This is a genomic window from Leucobacter luti, from assembly GCF_050310065.1.
Lineage (GTDB): Bacteria > Actinomycetota > Actinomycetes > Actinomycetales > Microbacteriaceae > Leucobacter > Leucobacter luti_B.
Genome location: NZ_CP190007.1, coordinates 1,610,446 through 1,629,060 on the forward strand (window position 1 = coordinate 1,610,446; position 18,615 = coordinate 1,629,060).

The 18,615-nt window shown below is 72.3% G+C and carries 16 protein-coding genes; 10 read left to right on the forward strand and 6 right to left on the reverse strand.

Annotation, left to right across the window (positions count from 1 at the left end; genetic code table 11):
- The first annotated feature begins 11 nt into the window (after window positions 1-11).
- Genes ACOPJ3_RS07450 through ACOPJ3_RS07460 form a run of 3 tightly spaced genes read left to right on the forward strand, consistent with a single transcriptional unit; the run spans window position 12 to window position 3,185 of the window.
- Window positions 12-872, forward strand: coding sequence for an amino acid ABC transporter permease (locus ACOPJ3_RS07450; protein WP_427868564.1), 861 nt, complete (start codon window positions 12-14; stop codon window positions 870-872).
- Window positions 869-1,657, forward strand: coding sequence for an amino acid ABC transporter ATP-binding protein (locus ACOPJ3_RS07455; RefSeq protein ID WP_427868565.1), 789 nt, complete (start codon window positions 869-871; stop codon window positions 1,655-1,657). Before ACOPJ3_RS07450 ends, ACOPJ3_RS07455 begins: the two co-directional genes overlap by 4 nt.
- 43 nt (window positions 1,658-1,700) lie before the next feature.
- On the forward strand, window positions 1,701-3,185 hold the full coding sequence (locus ACOPJ3_RS07460; RefSeq protein ID WP_427868566.1) for a DHA2 family efflux MFS transporter permease subunit: 1,485 nt from the start codon (window positions 1,701-1,703) through the stop codon (window positions 3,183-3,185).
- A 320-nt stretch (window positions 3,186-3,505) separates the two neighbouring features.
- Here ACOPJ3_RS07460 and ACOPJ3_RS07465 read toward each other — a convergent pair whose 3' ends face one another.
- Complete coding sequence (locus tag ACOPJ3_RS07465; protein ID WP_427868567.1) at window positions 3,506-4,423, reverse strand: LysR family transcriptional regulator; 918 nt, start codon at window positions 4,421-4,423, stop codon at window positions 3,506-3,508.
- Window positions 4,424-4,547: 124 nt separating this feature from the next.
- On the opposite strand from ACOPJ3_RS07465, the gene ACOPJ3_RS07470 reads away from it, so the two are divergent.
- Window positions 4,548-6,149: an aminotransferase class I/II-fold pyridoxal phosphate-dependent enzyme gene (locus ACOPJ3_RS07470; RefSeq protein WP_427868568.1), complete on the forward strand. Its 1,602-nt coding sequence runs from the start codon at window positions 4,548-4,550 to the stop codon at window positions 6,147-6,149.
- Between the two features lie 100 nt (window positions 6,150-6,249).
- Here the strand turns inward: ACOPJ3_RS07470 and ACOPJ3_RS07475 are convergent, their stop codons facing one another.
- The 3 genes from ACOPJ3_RS07475 to ACOPJ3_RS07485 all read right to left on the reverse strand — a co-directional run bounded on the left by ACOPJ3_RS07475 (window position 6,250) and on the right by ACOPJ3_RS07485 (window position 8,420).
- Entirely contained in the window at window positions 6,250-6,477 is a 228-nt protein-coding gene (locus ACOPJ3_RS07475; RefSeq protein ID WP_427868569.1) for a hypothetical protein, read from the reverse strand.
- Window positions 6,478-6,579: 102 nt separating this feature from the next.
- Window positions 6,580-7,308, reverse strand: a complete 729-nt coding sequence (locus ACOPJ3_RS07480; protein WP_427868570.1) for an ABC transporter ATP-binding protein — start codon at window positions 7,306-7,308, stop codon at window positions 6,580-6,582.
- The gene (locus ACOPJ3_RS07485; RefSeq protein WP_427868571.1) at window positions 7,305-8,420 is read right to left on the reverse strand and encodes an ABC transporter permease; all 1,116 of its coding nucleotides are present in this window, start codon (window positions 8,418-8,420) and stop codon (window positions 7,305-7,307) included. The genes ACOPJ3_RS07480 and ACOPJ3_RS07485 overlap by 4 nt, the downstream gene beginning before the upstream one ends.
- Before the next feature lie 170 nt (window positions 8,421-8,590).
- Here ACOPJ3_RS07485 and ACOPJ3_RS07490 point away from each other — a divergent pair, with 170 nt between their 5' ends.
- From ACOPJ3_RS07490 to ACOPJ3_RS07510, 5 genes are read left to right on the forward strand one after another with little or no spacing between them, the layout of a single operon-like run.
- A complete protein-coding gene (locus ACOPJ3_RS07490) occupies window positions 8,591-9,862 on the forward strand; it encodes a sensor histidine kinase (protein ID WP_427868572.1) in 1,272 nt (423 codons plus the stop codon).
- Complete coding sequence (locus ACOPJ3_RS07495) at window positions 9,859-10,479, forward strand: response regulator (protein WP_427868573.1); 621 nt, start codon at window positions 9,859-9,861, stop codon at window positions 10,477-10,479. Before ACOPJ3_RS07490 ends, ACOPJ3_RS07495 begins: the two co-directional genes overlap by 4 nt.
- 39 nt (window positions 10,480-10,518) lie before the next feature.
- Complete coding sequence (locus ACOPJ3_RS07500) at window positions 10,519-12,234, forward strand: DUF885 domain-containing protein (protein WP_427868574.1); 1,716 nt, start codon at window positions 10,519-10,521, stop codon at window positions 12,232-12,234.
- Entirely contained in the window at window positions 12,231-12,659 is a 429-nt protein-coding gene (locus ACOPJ3_RS07505) for a YchJ family protein (protein WP_427868575.1), read from the forward strand. Before ACOPJ3_RS07500 ends, ACOPJ3_RS07505 begins: the two co-directional genes overlap by 4 nt.
- A gap of 60 nt (window positions 12,660-12,719) precedes the next feature.
- Complete coding sequence (locus ACOPJ3_RS07510; protein WP_427868576.1) at window positions 12,720-14,327, forward strand: phytoene desaturase family protein; 1,608 nt, start codon at window positions 12,720-12,722, stop codon at window positions 14,325-14,327.
- A gap of 140 nt (window positions 14,328-14,467) precedes the next feature.
- Here ACOPJ3_RS07510 and ACOPJ3_RS07515 read toward each other — a convergent pair whose 3' ends face one another.
- The gene (locus tag ACOPJ3_RS07515; RefSeq protein ID WP_427868577.1) at window positions 14,468-15,880 is read right to left on the reverse strand and encodes an aminopeptidase P family protein; all 1,413 of its coding nucleotides are present in this window, start codon (window positions 15,878-15,880) and stop codon (window positions 14,468-14,470) included.
- Window positions 15,881-15,959: 79 nt separating this feature from the next.
- Here ACOPJ3_RS07515 and ACOPJ3_RS07520 point away from each other — a divergent pair, with 79 nt between their 5' ends.
- Window positions 15,960-16,808, forward strand: coding sequence for a PHP domain-containing protein (locus ACOPJ3_RS07520; protein WP_427868578.1), 849 nt, complete (start codon window positions 15,960-15,962; stop codon window positions 16,806-16,808).
- Window positions 16,809-16,858: 50 nt separating this feature from the next.
- Here ACOPJ3_RS07520 and ACOPJ3_RS07525 read toward each other — a convergent pair whose 3' ends face one another.
- Window positions 16,859-18,487, reverse strand: a complete 1,629-nt coding sequence (locus tag ACOPJ3_RS07525) for a DEAD/DEAH box helicase (protein ID WP_427868579.1) — start codon at window positions 18,485-18,487, stop codon at window positions 16,859-16,861.
- Window positions 18,488-18,615: the final 128 nt, after the last annotated feature.

Here is an 18,615-nt window from a genome sequence, read left to right on the forward strand (position 1 = left end):
TGTCTGCACCAGTGAACACCGGAACCGCGCCGTTCGAGCCGAGCGAGATCGAGCTCGGGCGGCGCGCGTTCCGTCGCGCCAGGAAGCGGCGCTCCATGCTCGTGAGCGTCGCGAGCACGCTCATCTTCGCTGCCGTGCTCGTGCTCGTGCTCGTGAACAGCCCCGGCTGGGAGCGGGTGAGGGAGACGTTCTTCGACTTCGCCGTCGCAGGCGACGCGTTCCCGCGCGTCATCAAGGGCCTCTGGCTCAACATCCAGGTGCTCTTCTTCGCCGTGATCGGGGTCGCGATCCTGGGCACGCTGCTCGCAATCGCGCGCACGCTGAAGGGCGCCGTGTTCACGCCGTTGCGGCTGTTCGCTGCCGGCTACACCGACCTCTTCCGCGGGATCCCCGTGCTGCTCGTGCTGTACCTCGTCGGCTTCGGGATCCCGGGCCTCGAGCTCACGCAGCGCATGCCGGCCCAGTTCTGGGGCACGATCGCGCTCATCCTCTGCTACTCGGCCTATGTCGCCGAGGTGCTGCGGGCCGGGATCGAGGCCGTGCACCCGTCGCAGCGGCTCGCCGCGCGCTCGCTCGGCCTGAGCCACGGCAAGACGCTCCGGCTCGTCGTGCTGCCGCAGGCCGTGCGCAAGGTGACGCCGGCGCTCATGAACGACTTCGTCTCGATGCAGAAGGACGTCGGCCTCATCTCGGTGCTCGGCGCCGTCGACGCCGTGCGCGCCGCGCAGATCGAGGTCGCGTCGAGCTACAACTTCACGCCGTACGTGCTCGCCGGCGTGCTCTTCGTGCTGCTGTCGTGGCCCTTCATCAGGCTGACCGACTGGATGACGGCCCGCGCCCAGAAGCGCGAGCAGATCGGGGGATCGGTATGACCGCGGCGCACGGATCCGGATCCGGGACCGCGACCGGGATCGCCGAGACGGTGCTCCGCGTCGAGGCGCTGCACAAGCGCTTCGGCGAGCAGCCGGTGCTGCGCGGGATCGACCTCACGGTCGACCGCCACGAGGTCGTCGTGCTCATCGGGGCGTCCGGCTCGGGCAAGTCGACCCTGCTCAAGACCATCAACCTGCTCGAGCAGGTCGACGACGGCAGGATCCTGCTCGGCGACGATGACATCACCGACCCGCGCGCAGACGCCGACCGCGTGCGCGCGCGGATCGGCGTCGTGTTCCAGCACTACAACCTCTTCCCGCACCTCAACGTGCTCGACAACGTGACGCTCGCCGCGCGCAAGGTCTTCAAGACCCCGCGCGCCGAGGCCGAGGCGCGCGGCAGGCAGCTGCTCGAGCGGATCGGCCTCGCCGACAAAGCGGGGGAGTACCCCGACCGGCTCTCGGGCGGGCAGCAGCAGCGCGTCGCGATCGCCCGCGCGATCGCGACCGATCCGGAACTCCTGCTCCTCGACGAGATCACGAGCGCGCTCGACCCGCAGCTCGTGGGCGAGGTGCTCGACCTCGTGCGCGAGCTGAAGCTCGCGGGCTCCACCATTGTCATGGCCACGCACGAAATGTCCTTCGCGCGCCGAGTCGCCGATCGCGTCGTCTACCTGAAGGACGGCGTGATCATCGAGTCTGGCCCGCCCGAGCAGATCTTCGAACACCCCGAGCGCGAGGAGACGCGCGAGTTCCTGAGCCGACTGCGGGATCCGTTCGAGTAACGGCTCCGTGCGGGGCCGCCCGTCAGGTTAGGATTGATCCCTTATGTCGAATTCCCCCGCACACCCGGCCGATCAGGTGAACCCGGCAGGCGAACCCGAGTTCGGTCCGCGCGAGCAGCTCGCCATCTGGCTGCTCCTCATCTCGGCGTTCGTCGTGATCCTGAACGAGACCGTCATGGGCGTCGCGCTGCCGAAGCTCATGCACGATCTCAAGATCACGGCGGCGGTGGGGCAGTGGCTCACGACCGCGTTCCTGCTCACGATGAGCATCGTGATCCCGATCACGGGCATGCTGATCCAGCGCGTGAAGACGCGCCCGCTGTTCATCACGGCGATGAGCCTGTTCACGGCGGGAACCGCGATCGCCGCGGGGGCGCCCGGCTTCGAGATGCTGCTCGTCGGCCGCGTAGTGCAGGCTGGCGGCACCGCGATCATGATGCCGCTCCTCATGACGACCGTCGTGACGCTCGTGCCCGAGCGTCAGCGCGGCAGGCTCATGGGCCGGATCGCGATCGTCATCTCGGTCGCGCCCGCGCTCGGGCCGACGATCTCGGGCCTGATCCTGCAGGTGCTGCACTGGCGCTGGCTGTTCATCATCGTGCTGCCGATCGCCGCGATCGCGCTCCTGCTGGGGATGCTCCGCATGCCGAACGTCGGCACACAGCGCACCGCGCGTGTCGATCCGGTGTCGGTGATCCTGTCGATCCTCGCGTTCGGTGGGCTCGTCTACGGGCTGAGCCTCATCGGGGATCTCGCGAATGGCGAGGCGCTCCTGCCGCCGGCGGGCCCGATCGCGCTCGGCGTCATCGCGCTCGGCCTGTTCGTCTGGCGGCAGCTCGTGCTGCAGCGCAGCGACGGCGCGCTGCTCGACCTGCGCACCTTCCAGTCGCGGCCCTACGCGCTCTCGGTCATCCTCTTCGCGTTCAGCTCGATGGCGCTCTTCGGCTCGCTCATCCTGCTGCCCATCTACGCGCAGAACGTGCTCGGCTACAACACGCTGCAGACGGGCCTCCTGCTCCTCCCCGGCGGCCTACTCATGGGGCTCCTCGGGCCGTTCGTCGGGCGCCTCGTCGACACGCGAGGTGCCAGGTTTGTCCTGATCCCGGGCACGATCGTGACCGCGCTGGCGCTGTGGGCCATGGGGCTCTTCCAGTACGGCACCCCGGTCTGGCAGGTGCTCGCGACGCACCTGCTGCTGAGCCTCGGGCTCGCGGGCGTGTTCACCCCGCTGTTCTCGGTGTCGCTCGGATCGCTGCCGCCCATGCTCGCGTCGCACGGCAGCGCGATGATCTCGACGGTGCAGCAGGTCGCCGGTGCCGCGGGCACGGCGCTCTTCGTGACCGTCATGACGCTCGTGTCGGTCGGCGTCGCCGGCGCTCCCGAGGCGATCGACGCGCACGCGCTGGCCGCGGGCACGCGCGCCGCGTTCCTCCTCGGCGGCGCCGCCGCGACCGTCGGGGTGCTGCTCGCCTTCTTCGTGCGGGATCCGGTGCGCCCCGAGGGCGCCCCGGTCGGCGCCGGGCACTAGGCGCGCGCCGGGCCGCCTGGCTGCCTGCCTGCGCGTCTGGCGCCCTGCGCTCGTTCGCAATTCTGCGCTCGCTCAGTTTGGACGCCCGGGTTTCGTGGGAACGAGTGCAGATTTCGGAGGGAGCGCCGGTGCGGTTCGGGATCCGCGCCGTGCCTGAGCCGCGACTGAGCACCGTGTCGCCTCACACCCCTGCGCTCGCTCGCAATTCTGCGCTCGCTCAGTCGGAATCCCCGGAATACGTAGGAGCGAGCGCAGAACTCGGAGGGAGTGCAAGGGTGGTTCGGGATCCGCGCCGCGCCCGCGCCGCGCCGCGCCGCGCCCTACCCGAGGGCGCTGATCGAGCGGCGCACCGCCTCGGCGAGCTGGCGCACGGCGGCCGAGGGGCCGCCGGGCCCGGCGGGCGCCGCGAGCAGGAGTTCTCGGGCGAAGCGGGGGTCCTCGATGGGGCGGAGCGCGACGCCCTCCGGCGGGTTGTTGCCCACGATGCTCGGCACGAGCGCGACGGCCATGCCCGCGGCGATGAGGCCGAGCACGACCGAGTAGTCGTCGGTGCGGATCGCGACGTCGATCTTGTGCCCCTCGGCCTGGAACACCTCCCGGAGCAGGTCGTCGAGCGTGTCGCCTGGCGTCGAGCCCATGACCCAGCTGTCGCCGGAGAGCGTGAGGAGCGCCTGGCGGTCGAAGGTCCTGTGGCGCTTCGCCGCCGGGTGAGACTCGGGCAGCGCGAGCAGCATGGGGTCGGTGTAGAGGTGCGTCGTGTGCACCTCGGCCCGGAACGGCAGCTGGTAGCCGTTCGCCGCGTACACGAGCGCCGCGTCGAGCGTGTGCTGGTTCACGCGCGTGACCAGGGGAGCGAGTTCCTCGAGCGTCGCATCGAGCTCGATCCCGAGCTCTGAGACGCGGCTCGAGATGCCCGGGAGGAGGCGGGCGGCCGCGGTCGGGAAGGTGCCGAAGCGGAGCCGGATCCGGCCGAGCTGGGCGAGGTCACGGACGTCGGTGAGCGCGCGGTCGGCAAGGCCCAGGATCTCCTCGCCGCGCTCGAGCATGAGGGTGCCGGCGGCCGTGAGCTTGGAGCCGCGGGTGCTGCGGGTCGTGAGGTCGGTGCCGACGAGCCGGTCGAGGTTGCGGAGGTGGTAGTCGACGGTGGGCTGGCTCCAGCCGAGGCGGGATGCCGCTCGCGCGACCGAGCCCTCCGCGGCGACCGCGCTGAGTGCCTGGAGCTGTCGCAGGTCTATCATGGAGCACCCCTGTTCTTCTGGAACGAAACGCCCCAAACAGGCCTTTTCGTTACAGACAGTATATGGTCCCCGGGAGGCTTGTCGGGGGTTCCGCGGGGGCTCTCACAGCGGGCATTCTGGGCTCATGCTGCATGAGGACTCGAACTTCCCTGCCCACCTGGCCGAGCAGGCGGGCGCCCCCATTCAGGAGCGCGAGACGCTCCCCGGCGCAGAGCCGCTGGAGCGCGAGTCGCGCCGCGCCCCCCTTTCGGCGGCGCAGGCCCGGGCGCCCTACGCAGAGGCGATTGCCGGCTTCGGCGACTCGAACCCGCACTCGCTCATGGTGCCGGGCCACGGGAACGATCCGGAGAACGGCGCGCAGCACCTCGCCGAGCTCTTCGGGCCGCGCCTCGTCGAGCTTGACGTTCCGCTCATGCTCGAGGGCATCGACCTGGGCGACGACTCGCCGCTCGCCGAGGCGCTCGAGCTCGCGGCCGAGGCATGGGGCGCGAAGCGCACCTGGTTCCTCACGAACGGCGCCTCGCAGGCGAACCGCACGGCGGCGATCGCGGCCCGCGGCCTGGGGGAGCGCGTGCTCATCCAGCGCAGCATGCACTCGAGCTTCACCGACGGCGTCTTGCTTTCCGGCCTGATCCCCGCGTTTGTCTCCCCGAACGTCGACACCGAGCACGGGATCGCCCACGGCCTCACCCCCGAGGCGCTCGAGGAGGCGCTCGTGCGCGAGGCCGAGGCGGGCCGCTCGGTGTCGAGCGTGTACGTCGTCTCGCCCAGCTACTTCGGCTCGACGGCCGACGTCGCGGGGCTGGCCCGCGTCGCGCACGCGAACGGCGCCGCGCTCATCGTCGACGGCGCGTGGGGCGCCCACTTCGGCTTCCACCCCGATCTGCCCGAGTCGCCCGTGCGCCTCGGCGCCGACCTCGTCGTGTCGAGCACGCACAAGCTCGCGGCGTCGCTCACGCAGTCCGCGATGCTGCACCTCGGGCACGGGCCCTTCGCCGAGCGCTTCGAGCCGCTCGTCGCCCGCGCGTTCTCGATGACCTCGTCGACCTCGGCGAGCGGCGTGCTCATGGGCTCGCTCGACGCCGCGCGCCGCGCCCTCGTCGCCGGCGAGGACCGGATCGGCGCGGCCGTGGCCGCCGGCCGCGAGATCCGCGAGCGCGTGCGCCTCGAGCCCCGCTACTCCGTGATCAGCGACGACTTCGGCAACGTCCCCGACATCGTCGAGACCGACCTCCTGCGCGTGCCGATCGACGTCTCGAAGACAGGCCAGTCGGGCCACTGGGTGCGCGGCCAGATGCGGTGGCAGCACGGGATCTACCTCGAGATGTCGACCGCGACGAGCGTCGTCGCCGTGATCGGCGCGCTCCGCGAGATCGACGTCGACCGCTTCATGGCCGCGCTCACCGCGGTGGCCGACGCGGCCGCAGCCGAGGAGGCCACGGAGCACTCGGCGTTCCCCGAGCTCCCCGCCGCGGGCGAGCTCCGCAAGCTGCCCCGCGACGCCTACTTCGGTGCGAGCGAGGTTGTGCCGGCGGCAGAGGCCATCGGTCGGATCTCGGCCGACACGCTCGCGGCCTACCCGCCCGGGATCCCGAACCTGCTCCCGGGCGAGCTCGTGACGGCCGAGACGGTCGCGTTCCTCACGGCGGTCGCCGCCTCGCCGACCGGCTACGTGCGCGGCGCCGTCGACGAGCGCGTCTCCGGGATCCGCGTGGTCGTCGAGTAGCAGGGTCGTCGAGTAACAGCGTCGTCGAGTAGCCCGCGGGACACGCGAAAGGGGGCGGTGCCAATCGGCACCGCCCCCTTTCGCGTCGTTTCCGCTCGGGCTACTTCTTCTTCTCGAAGAGGTTGCCGACGAGCGTCGAGCCGATGAGGACCACGGCGAGCAGCACGACGCCGACGATCGAGATCGCGACGACGTCGACGGGCTGGCCCGCGGAGGAGAACATCGAGTGCGTGTCGTCAGAGCCGCCCGAGGCGAACGCGGGAGTCGCGACGAACACCGAGGTGAGCGCTGCGACGACGGCTGCTGCGATGCGGGTACGGATCTTCACGGTGACTCCTCGGAAGTGTTCATTGCGGCGCGGCGCGCCTGACTCGCTGCGGCGCTGAGCGCCGATGTGTCCATCCTAGCCCGGAACTGGGCCGGATCGCGCCTAGGCGGCTCCGACGGTCGCCTCGGCCGCCCGGTGCGCGCGCGAGCGCGTGCCGGCGATGGCGCCGTCGACCACGGTGACGAGCTCGTCGATGGCGCCCTCGTGCACGAGATCGTGCGTGACGAGGAGCGTCGCCGTGTTCCGCTCGCGCGTGAGCCTCGCGATGAGCGCCATGATCTCGCCGCCGCGCTCCTGGTCGAGCGCGCTCGTCGGCTCGTCGACGAGCAGGGCGCCCGGCTGGTGCACGAGCGCGCGGGCGATCGCGATCCGCTGCCGCTGTCCTCCCGAGAGCTGCGCGGGGCGCTTGCGGGCGTGCGCGGAGAGGCCGACGGCGTCGAGCAGCTCATCGGCGCGGGCGCGGAGCGCCTCCTTCTCGGAGCGGCTCTTGCGCGCGCCGCCGAGCTCACCCATGACGATCAGCTGCTCGCGCGCGGTGAGCGCCGGGAGCAGGTTCGACTGCTGGAACACGATCCCGATCCGCTCCCTGCGGAGCGTGGCGGCGGCGGTGCGGGAGAGCTTCGCCGCGTCGACGCCGTCGATCATGACCCGGCCGGAGTCGGGGCGGATCAGCGTCGCGGCGACCGCGAGCAGGCTCGACTTGCCCGAGCCGGACGGTCCCGTGATGCCCGTGACCTCGCCGGCCGGGGCCGTGAGAGTGACGTTGTCGACCGCGGTGACGCGGTCGGCGCCGTCGGGGAAGGTGAGGGTGACGTTTTCGAGTGAGATCAACGGTGGCTCCCGAGTGCGGTGAGGGGGTCTGCTTTGGTGACGGTGCGGAGCGCGACGGCGGCGCCCGCGAGGCCGAGCACGGTCATGATCGCCGCGGGGGCGAGCGTCGTGAGCGGGCTCAGCATGAAGGGGAGGGCCTGGCCGGCGAGCGTTCCGAGGCCGACGACCGCGCCGAGGCCGACACCGATCCCGAGCACGAGCACGATGAGCGCCTGACCGAGGGAGTCGCGCACGAGCGAGCCGGTCGTGGCGCCCAGCGCCTTCAGCACGGCGACGTCCGCAGATCGCTGCATCGTCCAGACGGTGAAGAACGCGCCGACGACGAGCGCCGAGATCCCGAACAGGAGGGCGATCATGAGGCCGAGCGAGCCGATCTCCGAGCGGAACGTCTCGAGCGCCGTGAGGCTCGCGATGGTCGACTTCGCGCTCGTGCCGGTGCTCTCCGCGATCGCGTCCCAGTCGGCGTCGCCGCTCGCCGCGATGACGGTGGCCTCGCCGGATCCGCCGACGCGCGTGTCGGCCTCGGCCCAGGCGTCGGGCGTGAGCGCGACGACCGGCGTGTGGCTGTACCAGGAGTCGCCCCCGACGGTCGCGACCGTGAACTCGGTTCCCGTGATGGTCACGGTGTCGCCGACGGCGACGTTCAGGTCCTTCGCGGCGCCGGCCGAGAGCCCGACCTCGTCGTTCGCGCCGGGCACCAGCTGCGCGAGCTCGCCGCCGGTGCCGGTGCCGGGACCGGATCCGGATCCGAATCCGATCGCCTCGGGCAGCCCGAACAGCGCGACGCCGACCGTGCCGTCCGAGTCGGCGGATTCCGCGCGGGACTGCGAGATCCCGACGGGAATCGCCGAGTCGACCCCCGCGGCGCCCTGCCACGCGTCGACGGCCTCGTCCGAGAGGGTCGAGCTGGAGAACGAGGGCTCGCCGGACTCGGGCTCAGCGAGCACGAGGCGATCGCCCGGAAGCGCGAGCACGGCCGAGATGTTCTGCGAGGCGAGGCCCCCGGTGAGACCCGAGAGGAACCCGACGAGCAGGGTGATGAGGGCGACGACCGCCCCAATGAGCAGGAATCGTCCGCGGGCGAACCGCAGATCTCTCCAAGCGACGAACACGTTGCACCTTTCCGGCCGCGGCGTTTTCGCGGTCGATATCCAGGCTCCCGCGGGGAGGGGGTGAGGGGCATCGCCGCTTCGCGCGGTTTCGCGCTCAACCGGACGGCGCGCGCCACTCGAACTTTCGATTGATGCGCCACCGGGGGGTTTCGCCGTACGCTGGGGGTGTCATGGCACCACACGCGAGTCTCGCCCCGATGTTCGCCGTGCTCAGATTCGCGCTCCACGCGCTCTTCATCGGCCTCGCCGCCTTCACGGCGGCCGTCGCCGTGGTCGCCCAGCGCCCCCACGCGTCCTGGGCCGTCGCCCTCTCCGCGACGCTCATCGTGCTCTACTTCGGCGGGGCCGTTGAGGGGCGTCGCATGGCCGCGCTCAGGCAGCGGGAGCGGGAGTCGGCGCAGGATCCGGATCAGGATCCGGCGCCCGCAGACAGCACCGAGCCCCGCGACTCTTCGATCGCCGCCGGCGGAATCTGGGGCCTCGCCTGGGTCGGCGCCATCACCGTGCTCTGGGCCGCGCTCGTCTGGATCGCCCCCGAGGGCTCCTACCTCGTCTTCCCGCTCTTCTTCCTGTTCCTCCACATGATGCCGGGCCGCACGGGCTACCTCGCGATCGTCATCGCCACCGCGATCGCGATCACCGCGCTCGGCATGCACCTCGGGTTCGGGATCGGCGTCGTCGTCGGCCCCCTCCTCGGCGCGGGTGTTGCGATCCTGATCGGCCTCGGCTACCGCGCCCTCGAACGCGAGAACGCGGAGCGCGAGGCGATCCTCGCCGAGCTCCTCCGCACCCGCGAGGCTCTCGCGAGCAAGGAGCGCGAGCAGGGCGCCCTCGACGAGCGCAGCCGCCTCGCCCGCGAGATCCACGACACCGTCGCCCAGGGGCTCTCGAGTATCCAGATGCTCCTCCACGCCGCCGAGCGCGACGCCGCGGACGGCCCCGAGGTCAGGTACATCCGCCTCGCGCGCGAGACCGCCGCGGAGAGCCTCGCTGAGACGCGCGGGCTCATCAGGGAGCTCACCCCGCCGACGCTCGACGACGGCCTGCCCGCGGCGCTCCGCCGCCTCGCCGCCGAACAGGAGCGGCGCACCGGCATCGCGTTCACCGCGGCCGTGCCCGAGCGGCTCGACCTCTCCATGGACGCGCAGTCCTCCCTGCTCCGGATCGCCCAGGGCGCCGTCTCCAACGCGGTCAGGCACTCCGAGGCCGAGCACGTCGCGCTCTCGCTGACGGAGGACGGGGATCGCGTCACGCTCGCCGTCGGCGACGACGGGATCGGCTTCGACCCCGAGCGCGCAGCGGCACACGGCAGCCACCCGGACTCCTTCGGCCTGCGCGCCATCGAGGAGCGGGTCAGACAGCTCGACGGCGCCCTCGCCGTCACCTCGGCGCCGGGCGAGGGGACCTCGCTCGTCGTCACGATCGATCGGGGGAACCAGTGATCCGCATACTCCTCGCCGACGACCACCCCGTCGTGCGCGCCGGCATCCGCGCCCTCCTCGAGGGCGACCCGGAGCTCGAGATCCTCGGGGAGGCGTCGACCCCGGACGAGGCGGTCGCGCTCGCCGCGACGCTCGCGCCCGACGTCGTGCTCATGGACCTGCAGTTCGGGGCGGAGACGACGGGGGCCGACGCGACGCGGCGGATCCGGGCCGAGAAGCCGGCGCCCGCCGTGCTCGTGCTCACGAACTACGACACCGACGGCGACATCCTCGGCGCGATCGAGTCCGGCGCGAGCGGCTACCTGCTGAAGGACACGCCGCCGTCCGAGCTCATCGCGGCGATCCGGGCCGCCGCCGCGGGGGAGAGCGCCCTCGCGCCAGCGATCGCCGGCCGCCTGCTCGCGCGGCTGCGCACCCCGCAGCTCAGCCTGAGTGCGCGCGAGATCGAGGTGCTCGCGCTCGTCGCCGAGGGGGAGACGAACTCGGGGATCGCGCGGGCGCTCTTCATCAGCGACGCGACCGTGAAGTCGCACCTCGTGCACATCTACGAGAAGCTCGGCGTGTCCTCGCGCACGGCCGCCGTCGCCGCGGCGCGCGAGGCCGGCGTGCTGCGGTAGCTGGATCCGGATCCCGATGACTCCCCGTATTGTGGAGGGATGACCGCAGAACGCTCACGCACCAGAGTCGACGCCGTTGCCGAGGCCTGGGTCGAAACGCTCGTCAGCCACGACCCCACCACGGGGACCTACATCGGGCGCCGCACCTCCGGGCTCCCGGACTACTCGCCTGAGGGGGCCGCGGCGCTTGCGGACGCCGCGCGCCACGCGCTCGCCGAGCTCCTCGGCACCCCGGCGGCCGACGAGGTCGACGCCGTAACGCGCGCGGACCTCGAGGCCGAGCTGCGCCTCGTGCTCGCGGACCACGAGGCCGGCGAGTCGCGCCGCAACCTCAACGTGATCGAGTCGCCGCCGCAGGGGATCAGGGACGTCTTCGACCTCATGCCCACGACGGGCGACGGCGACTGGGAGCTCGTCGCCGAGCGGCTGCGCGCGATCCCCGGCGCGCTCGCCGGCTACCGCGCGTCGCTCGCAGAGGGCGCCCGCCGCGGCGAGGCGCCCGCGATCCGGCAGGTCACCGAGGTCGCCGCGCAGTCGAGGCGCACCGCCGGAACGCCCGATGAGCCGGGCTTCTTCGGCAAGCTCGCCGCGACGGCCGGCGCGCCGTCCGCGCTCGCGCTCGAGCTCGCGGCCGCCGCAGCCGCGGCGTCGAGCGCCTACCAGGACCTCGCGGACTTCCTTGAAACCGACATCGCACCCGTCGCCGCGAGCGAGGACGCGTTCGGGCGGGAGCGCTACGAGCGCGCCTCCGAGGGCTTCCTCGGGGCGAAGGTCGACCTCGACGAGACCTACGAGTGGGGAATCGAGGAGCTCGAGCGCATGGTCGACGAGCAGGAGCGGATCGCCGCCGAGATCGTGGGCGGCGAGCGCCGGCCCGGGATCGTCGCGGAGGCGATCGCGAAGCTCGAGGCCGACCCCGCCAGGAAGCTCAACGGCACGGCCGAGCTGCAGCGCTGGATGCAGGAGACGAGCGATCGCGCCGTCGCCGAGCTCGGCGCGACCCAGTTCGACATCCCCGCCGAGATCCGTGCACTGGAGTGCCTGATCGCGCCGACGCAGGAGGGCGGGATCTACTACACGGGCCCGAGCGATGACTTCTCGCGGCCGGGCCGCATGTGGTGGTCCGTGCCGGAGGGCGTCACCGAGTTCGACACCTGGCGCGAGCTCACGACGGTCTACCACGAGGGCGTCCCGGGGCACCACCTGCAGATCGGGCAGGCGGTCGTGAACCGCGGGCAGCTCAACGAGTGGCGCAGGCAGCTCGCGGGCACCTCCGGGCACGCGGAGGGCTGGGCGCTCTACGCCGAGCGCCTCATGGAGCAGCTCGGCTACCTCGACGACCCGGCCGACCGGCTCGGCATGCTCGACGGGCAGCGTATGCGCGCGGCCCGCGTCGTGCTCGACATCGGGGTACACCTCGGCAAGCAGCGGCCCGACGGCGGCGGCGTGTGGGACGGCGACTACGCCTTCGAGTTCATGGCCGACAACGTCAACATGAACGACAGCTTCGTGCGCTTCGAAGTGCTGCGCTACCTCGGCTGGGCGGGCCAGGCGCCCTCCTACAAGGTGGGGCAGCGCATCTGGGAGGAGCTCCGCGACGAGGCGGCCGCCCGCGACGAGGCCGCGGGGCGCGCCTTCGACATCCGCGGCTTCCACCGCGACGCGCTCGCGATCGGCGGGGTGCGGCTCGACACGCTGCAGCGGGCGCTGCGGGGCGAGTTCGCGGGTGCGGGATCCGGATCCGGCGCGGCGTGAGCGGCGCGGCGAGCCTCGAGGCACCCGCGCTCGAGGCGTCCGCGCCCTGCCCGTGCGGCGGCGGCGCGGCGTACGGCGAGTGCTGCGGGCCGCTCCACGCAGGGGATCCCGCGCCGACCGCCGAGCGCCTCATGCGCTCGCGCTTTTCGGCCTTCGCGCTGGGGCTCGGCGACTACCTGTTCGAGACGTGGGACGGGGCGACGCGGCCGGAGCGCGCCGAGCTCGATCCCGATCCGGAGCTGCGCTGGCAGCGGCTGGTCGTGCACGACACGACGGCGGGCGGGCCGAGCGACGAGGCGGGCTTCGTGACCTTTACGGCGATCGCGCGCGGGCCGGAGGGGCGCGTCGAGCTGCGCGAGCGCAGCCGCTTCGCCCGCTCGGGGGAGGAGCGCCGCTGGCGCTACGTCGACGGGGTCGTCGAGTAACGCATTCGGCGTGCGCCGGGCGTGGGCCGCGGCGCCCGCGCTGGCGCTAGGGTGGTGCTCATGCTCAACGAAGACGCAGCAGCGCACACCCACGACGTCGTCATCGCGGGCGGCGGGCACAACGCCCTCGTCGCCGCGGCCTACCTCGCGAAGGCGGGCAAGCGCGTCGCGGTGCTCGAGCGCCTCGACCACCTGGGCGGCGCGGCCGTCTCGGAGGAGCCGTGGCCCGGCGTCGCCGCGCGGCTCTCGCGCTACTCCTACCTCGTGAGCCTGCTCCCGCAGCGGATCGTCGAGGACCTCGGGCTCAGGATCGAGCTCGCGCGCAGGCGGTACTCGTCGTACACGCCCGACCCGGCCGATCCGGCGCGCGGCATCCTCGTCGACAACGGCGACGCCGAGGCGACCGCGTCCTCGTTCGAGCGGGTGACGGGTGACCGCGCCGAGGCGGAACGCTTCGACGCGTTCTACGCGCGGATCGCGCCCGTGGCGGAGCGGCTCTTCCCGACCGTGACGGAGCCGCTGCGCCGCCGCTCGGAGGTGCGCGAGGAGATCGGCGACGACGAGCTCTGGGCCGACCTCTTCGAGCGGCCGCTCGGCGGCATGATCCGGGACGCGCTGTCGACGGACATCGCGCGGGGCATCGCACTCACTGACGGCCTGATCGGCACGTTCTCCGCTGCCGACGATCCCTCGCTGCGCCAGAACAAGTGCTTCCTGTACCACGTGATCGGCGGCGGCACGGGCGACTGGGACGTGCCGGTCGGCGGCATGGGGCGCGTGAGCGGGGAGCTCGAGCGCGCGGCCCGGGAGGCCGGCGCCGAGCTCGTGACGGGCGCCGAGGTCACGGCGATCGCGGCGGACGGCACGGTGCGCTACGCGTCGGCGAACGGCGCGGGATCGCTGCGCGGGCGACTCGTGCTCGCGGGCGTCGGGCCCGCGGTGCTCGAGCGGCTGCTGACGGCAGGCGGCGCGCCTGCGGCCGAGGTGTTCGAGGCGCCCGAGCGGCCCGAGGGCGCGCAGGTGAAGGTGAACATGCTGCTTACGCGCCTGCCGAGGCTGCGGGACGCCGACGTGGATCCGCGGGCGGCGTTCGCTGGCACCTTCCACATCAACGAGACGCTCACCCAGCTCGACGCGGCGCGCGACGCGGCCGCGGCCGGCGCCCTGCCGTCGCCCCTGCCCGCCGAGATCTACTGCCACTCGCTGACCGACCCGTCGATCCTGGGGCCCGAGCTGCGGGCCGAGGGCGCACAGACGCTCACGCTGTTCGGCCTGCACGTGCCGGATCGCCTGGTCACCGCGGAGAACAACGACGAGCTGCGCGAGCAGCTGCTCGCGGCGGCCCAGGCGTCGCTCGACTCGGTGCTCGCGGAGCCCATCGCGGACTGCGTGTACCGGACGCCGGACGGCACCCCGTGCATCGAGGCGCGCACGACGCGCGACCTCGAGGAGTCGCTCGGGATGGTGGGCGGCGACATCTTCCACGGCGCGCTCTCGTGGCCGTTCGCCGAGGACGACGAGGCGCTCGACACGCCCGCCGCCAGGTGGGGCGTCGCGACGGCGATCCCGAACCTGCTGGTCTGCGGGTCCGGGGCCCGCCGCGGCGGCGCGGTGAGCGGCATCGGCGGCCACAACGCGGCCCATGCCGCTCTCGAACTCCTCGCCTAGAGGCGGTTGTTAGCGATTTCGGTGCGTAAGCGGCGTGATACGAACCGAAATCGCTAACAACCTCCCGCGGGTCGTTGTTAGCGATTTCGGGGGCTCGCGGCCCGCTGAAGCCCCGAAATCGCTAACAACAGCGAGGAAGGCTAGGCGCGGGCGGCGCGCACCCAGGCCTCGACCTCGTCGGCCGTGCGCGGGATCCCCGCCGAGAGGTTGCGGCAGCCGTCGGCCGTGACCACGATGTCGTCCTCGATGCGCACGCCGATGCCGCGGTACTCCTCGGGCACGGTCAGGTCGTCGGGCTGGAAGTAGAGCCCTGGCTCGATCGTGAAGACCATCCCCGCCTCGAGCTCGCCGTCCATGTACATGTCGCGGCGCGCCTGCGCGCAGTCGTGCACGTCCATGCCGAGGTGGTGGCTCGTGCCGTGCACCATGTAGCGGCGGTAGTAGGCCGTGCCGTCGTTCTCCGGCAGGAAGCCCCACTCGCGGGTGCGGCGCTCGATCACGCGCATGGCCGCGTCGTGGACGTCGCCGAAGCGGATCCCCGGCCGCACGATCGCGCGGGCGGCGTCCGCCGCCTCGAGCACGGCGTCGTACACCCGGCGCTGCACCTCGGAGAACGTGCCGGAGACCGGGATCGTGCGCGTGATGTCGGCCGTATAGAGGCTGTCCATCTCGACGCCGACGTCGAGGAGCAGGAGGTCGCCCTCGAGCACGGGGCCGTCGTTGCGGATCCAGTGCAGCGTGCACGCGTGCGGGCCGGATGCGGCGATCGTCTCGTAGCCGACCGTGTTGCCGTCGAGGCGGGCGCGCTGGTTGAAGACGCCCTCGACGATCCGCTCGCCGCGCGGGTGCGCGCTCGCGCTCGGGAGCGCCGCGAGCACCTCGGTGAAGCCCTGCGCCGTCGCGTCGACGGCATCCTGCATCTCGGCGAGCTCGAACGCGTCCTTCACGAGGCGCAGCTCGGAGGCGGACTGCGCCACGCGCTCGTCGTCGAGCGTGAGGTCACCCTCGCCCGCCTCGAAGTCGTCGAGGTGCGCGGTCCTGATCCCGAGCGCCGCGGCGACCTGGCCGAGCGAGGGCCGCGGCCCGATCCAGAACTCGCCGATCTCGGAGTTCGCGTAGAACTCGTCGCTATCGCGGCCCGCCCGCTCGCGGAAGAACAGCGTCGCCTCGTGGGTCGCCCCGGATCCGGATCCGGCTCCGTCATCCGCGGCGACCGGGTCGAGCACGAGGATCGCGCCGGGCTCGCTCTCCGAGCCCCAACCCGTGAGGTGCGCGAACGCGCTGTGGGCGCGGTACTGGTAGAAGGTGTCGTTCGAGCGCTGCTTCATCGCGCCGGCGTGGATCACGAGGCGGGATCCGGGGAACTGGGCCGCGAACACGCGACGGCGCTCGGCCGCATAGGGCGCGACCGGCCACGCCTCAGGCGTCTCCTCGGGGCGCTCCGCCCAGTGCGAGGAGATGTACTGGAGGAAGTTGTCCGTCTTCGGCGTCGTGCTGCGGTTACTGTTGTCGATCTCCACCTCGTGGGTGGTCTGCTGCGCGGTCTCGGTCATGCTTCCATTCTCGCACCGAGCGCGCGCCGTCGCTCCCAGGGGCCGCCCGGTGAACATTCGGTGAGCCTAGAATGAGGGGATGACCAACGAGCTGCGCGGCGGATACGACCTCCACACGCACTCCCTCCACTCCGACGGCACGACGTCGCCTGCGGAGATCGCCGCCGAGGCCGCGGCAATCGGGCTCGAGGGCTTCGCGCTCACGGACCACGACACGGTCGCCGGCTGGAACGAGGCGCGCGAGGCCGCCGCCGCTGCCGGGATCGACTTCCTCCCGGGCATCGAGATCACGACGAAGCACCGGGGGTTCTCCCGGCACCTCCTTGGCTACGGGATCGACCCGCGCTCCGAGGAGCTCCTCGCGGCGCTCGGTGAGGTGCGCGTCTCGCGCCTCGAGCGGGCCCGCGAGATGGTGCGCCGCGTCGCCCGCGACTACGCAATCACCTGGGACGACGTCGTGCGCGAGGGCGACGCCCGCACGGTCGGGCGCCCGCACATCGCCGACGCCCTCGTCGCCGCCGGCTACTTTCCGGACCGGAGCGCCGCGTTCCAGGAGATCCTGCACCCCGGTTCGCCCTACTACCTCGGCACCTACGCCATTGACACGCCCGAGGCGATCCGGCTCGTGCGCGCGGCCGGTGGTGCCGCGGTGCTCGCGCACCCGGCGGCCTCGCGGCAAAAGGCCCCGGTGCAGGATCGCGAGCTCTCCGAGCTCGCCCGCGCGGGGCTCCTGGGGGTCGAGCTCGACCACCCCGAGCACCGCGAGGAGTGGCTGCCGCCGATCATCGCCGCCGCGGCCGAGCACGGGCTGATTGCGACCGGATCGAGCGACTACCACGGCGCGGGCAAGCCGAACCTGCTCGGCGAGCGCCGCACGGCCCCGGAAACGGTCGAGCGGCTCCGCTCCGGGCTGTTCACCCGCAGCTGAGCCGCTCGAAAGCGTCTGCTCGAAGCGTTGCTCCGCGGCGTTCTGCTGCCTTACTCCGCGGCGGTCGCCGCAGCGGCGGGCGCGCCCTCGGAGGACTGGCCGCCCTGCTCGCCGCCGTCCTGCGTACCGCCGCTCTGAACGCCGCCGCCCTGGCCGTCGCGGTTCGCGCCGCCGCGACCCCCACGGCGCCGGCGACGGCGGCGCGGTGCGCCCTCGCCCGAGCCGGCCTCTGCCGAGCCGGCGAGCGGTGCGCCCGGCTCGCCGCCGCCCTCGGAGTCGTGGCCGTGCTGCTCGTGCCCGTGCGCTTCGTGGCGGCCGCGACCCTGCGGGTTCGCGCTGCGGGTGCGGCGGCGGGTGCGGGTGCGGCCCTCGCCTGAGCCGGAGCCCGAGCCCGAGTCGGATCCGGAATCGGATCCCGAACCGGCGCCGCGGCCAGCGCCGCGGTCCGAGCGGCCGCGGCCGCCGTCGCGCGGTGCGCGCTCCTTGATCGGGGTCGCCTTGAGGCGGCCCTTCGAGCCCTCGGGGATGTTCAGGTCGCTGAAGAGGTGCGGCGAGGAGGAGTAAGTCTCGACGGGCTCCGGCACGCCGAACTCGAGCGCCTTGTTGATGAGCGCCCACTTGTGCAGGTCGTCCCAGTCGACGAAGGTCACGGCGATGCCCGTGCGACCGGCGCGGCCCGTGCGGCCGGCGCGGTGCAGGTAGGTCTTGTCGTCGTCGGGGACCGTGTGATTGATGACGTGCGTCACGTCGTCGACGTCGATGCCGCGCGCGGCGACGTCGGTCGCGATCAGGATGTCCTTCTTGCCCGCCTTGAACCCGGACATGGCGCGCTCGCGCTGGTCCTGGTTCAGGTCGCCGTGGACGGCCGCGACGTTGAAGCCGCGATCCGTCAGCTCCTCCTGGAGCTTTGCCGCGGCGCGCTTCGTGCGCATGAAGATGACGGTCTTCCCGCGCCCCTCGGCCTGCAGGATGCGGCCGATGACCTCGTCCTTGTCGAGCGAGTGCGCGCGGTAGATGATGTGCTCGATGTTCGCCTGCGCGACGCCCTCGTCGGGATCGGTCGCGCGGATGTGGATCGGGCGGGTCATGAAGCGGCGGGCGAGCGTCACGATCGTGCCGGGCATGGTCGCCGAGAAGAGCATCGTGTGGCGGGTCGCCGGGGTGAGGGAGAACAGCTTCTCGATGTCGGCGAGGAAGCCGAGGTCGAGCATCTTGTCGGCCTCGTCCAGCACCATCTCGCGCACGTTGCCGAGGTTCAGCAGGCGCTGGTTCGCGAGGTCGAGGAGGCGGCCCGGCGTGCCGACGACCACCTGGGCGCCGGCCTTCAGCTGGTCGATCTGGCCCTCGTAGGCCTTGCCGCCGTAGATCGGCACAACGGTCGCCGCGCGGCCGGCAGACGCGAGCTCGAGGTCCTCGTAGACCTGCACCGCGAGCTCGCGCGTCGGCACGACAATGAGCGCCTGCACGCCGGGCTCCGGATCGGTGCCGATGCGCTGCAGCAGCGGCAGGCCGAAGCCGAAGGTCTTGCCCGTTCCCGTCTTGGCCTGGCCGATGATGTCCTGGCCGGAGATCGCGAGGGGGATCGTCTGCTCCTGGATGGGGAAGGCGTCGATGATCCCGCGCTTCGCGAGCTCGTCGACCATGTCTGGGTCGACGCCGAGTTCGTGGAATGTCGTCACAGTGCGTCTCTCTTCGATTGCGGTGCTGCGCGCGCAGTCCCGAGAGCGCAGCGGCCCGGCTCCAACGGCCAGGGCGGTGAATACGTACGCGGGCCAGTCTATTCCAGGCCACGGACAACTCGGCGGTA

Bases quoted from the DNA above. Each gene is read 5' to 3' on its own strand.
- ACOPJ3_RS07455 (WP_427868565.1), top strand. From the start codon at position 869: ATGACCGCGGCGCACGGATCCGGATCCGGGACCGCGACCGGGATCGCC.
- ACOPJ3_RS07460 (WP_427868566.1), top strand. From the start codon at position 1,701: ATGTCGAATTCCCCCGCACACCCGGCCGATCAGGTGAACCCGGCAGGC.
- ACOPJ3_RS07465 (WP_427868567.1), bottom strand. From the start codon at position 4,423: ATGATAGACCTGCGACAGCTCCAGGCACTCAGCGCGGTCGCCGCGGAG.
- ACOPJ3_RS07470 (WP_427868568.1), top strand. From the start codon at position 4,548: ATGCTGCATGAGGACTCGAACTTCCCTGCCCACCTGGCCGAGCAGGCG.
- ACOPJ3_RS07490 (WP_427868572.1), top strand. From the start codon at position 8,591: ATGGCACCACACGCGAGTCTCGCCCCGATGTTCGCCGTGCTCAGATTC.
- ACOPJ3_RS07500 (WP_427868574.1), top strand. From the start codon at position 10,519: ATGACCGCAGAACGCTCACGCACCAGAGTCGACGCCGTTGCCGAGGCC.
- ACOPJ3_RS07510 (WP_427868576.1), top strand. From the start codon at position 12,720: ATGCTCAACGAAGACGCAGCAGCGCACACCCACGACGTCGTCATCGCG.
- ACOPJ3_RS07515 (WP_427868577.1), bottom strand. From the start codon at position 15,880: ATGACCGAGACCGCGCAGCAGACCACCCACGAGGTGGAGATCGACAAC.
- ACOPJ3_RS07520 (WP_427868578.1), top strand. From the start codon at position 15,960: ATGACCAACGAGCTGCGCGGCGGATACGACCTCCACACGCACTCCCTC.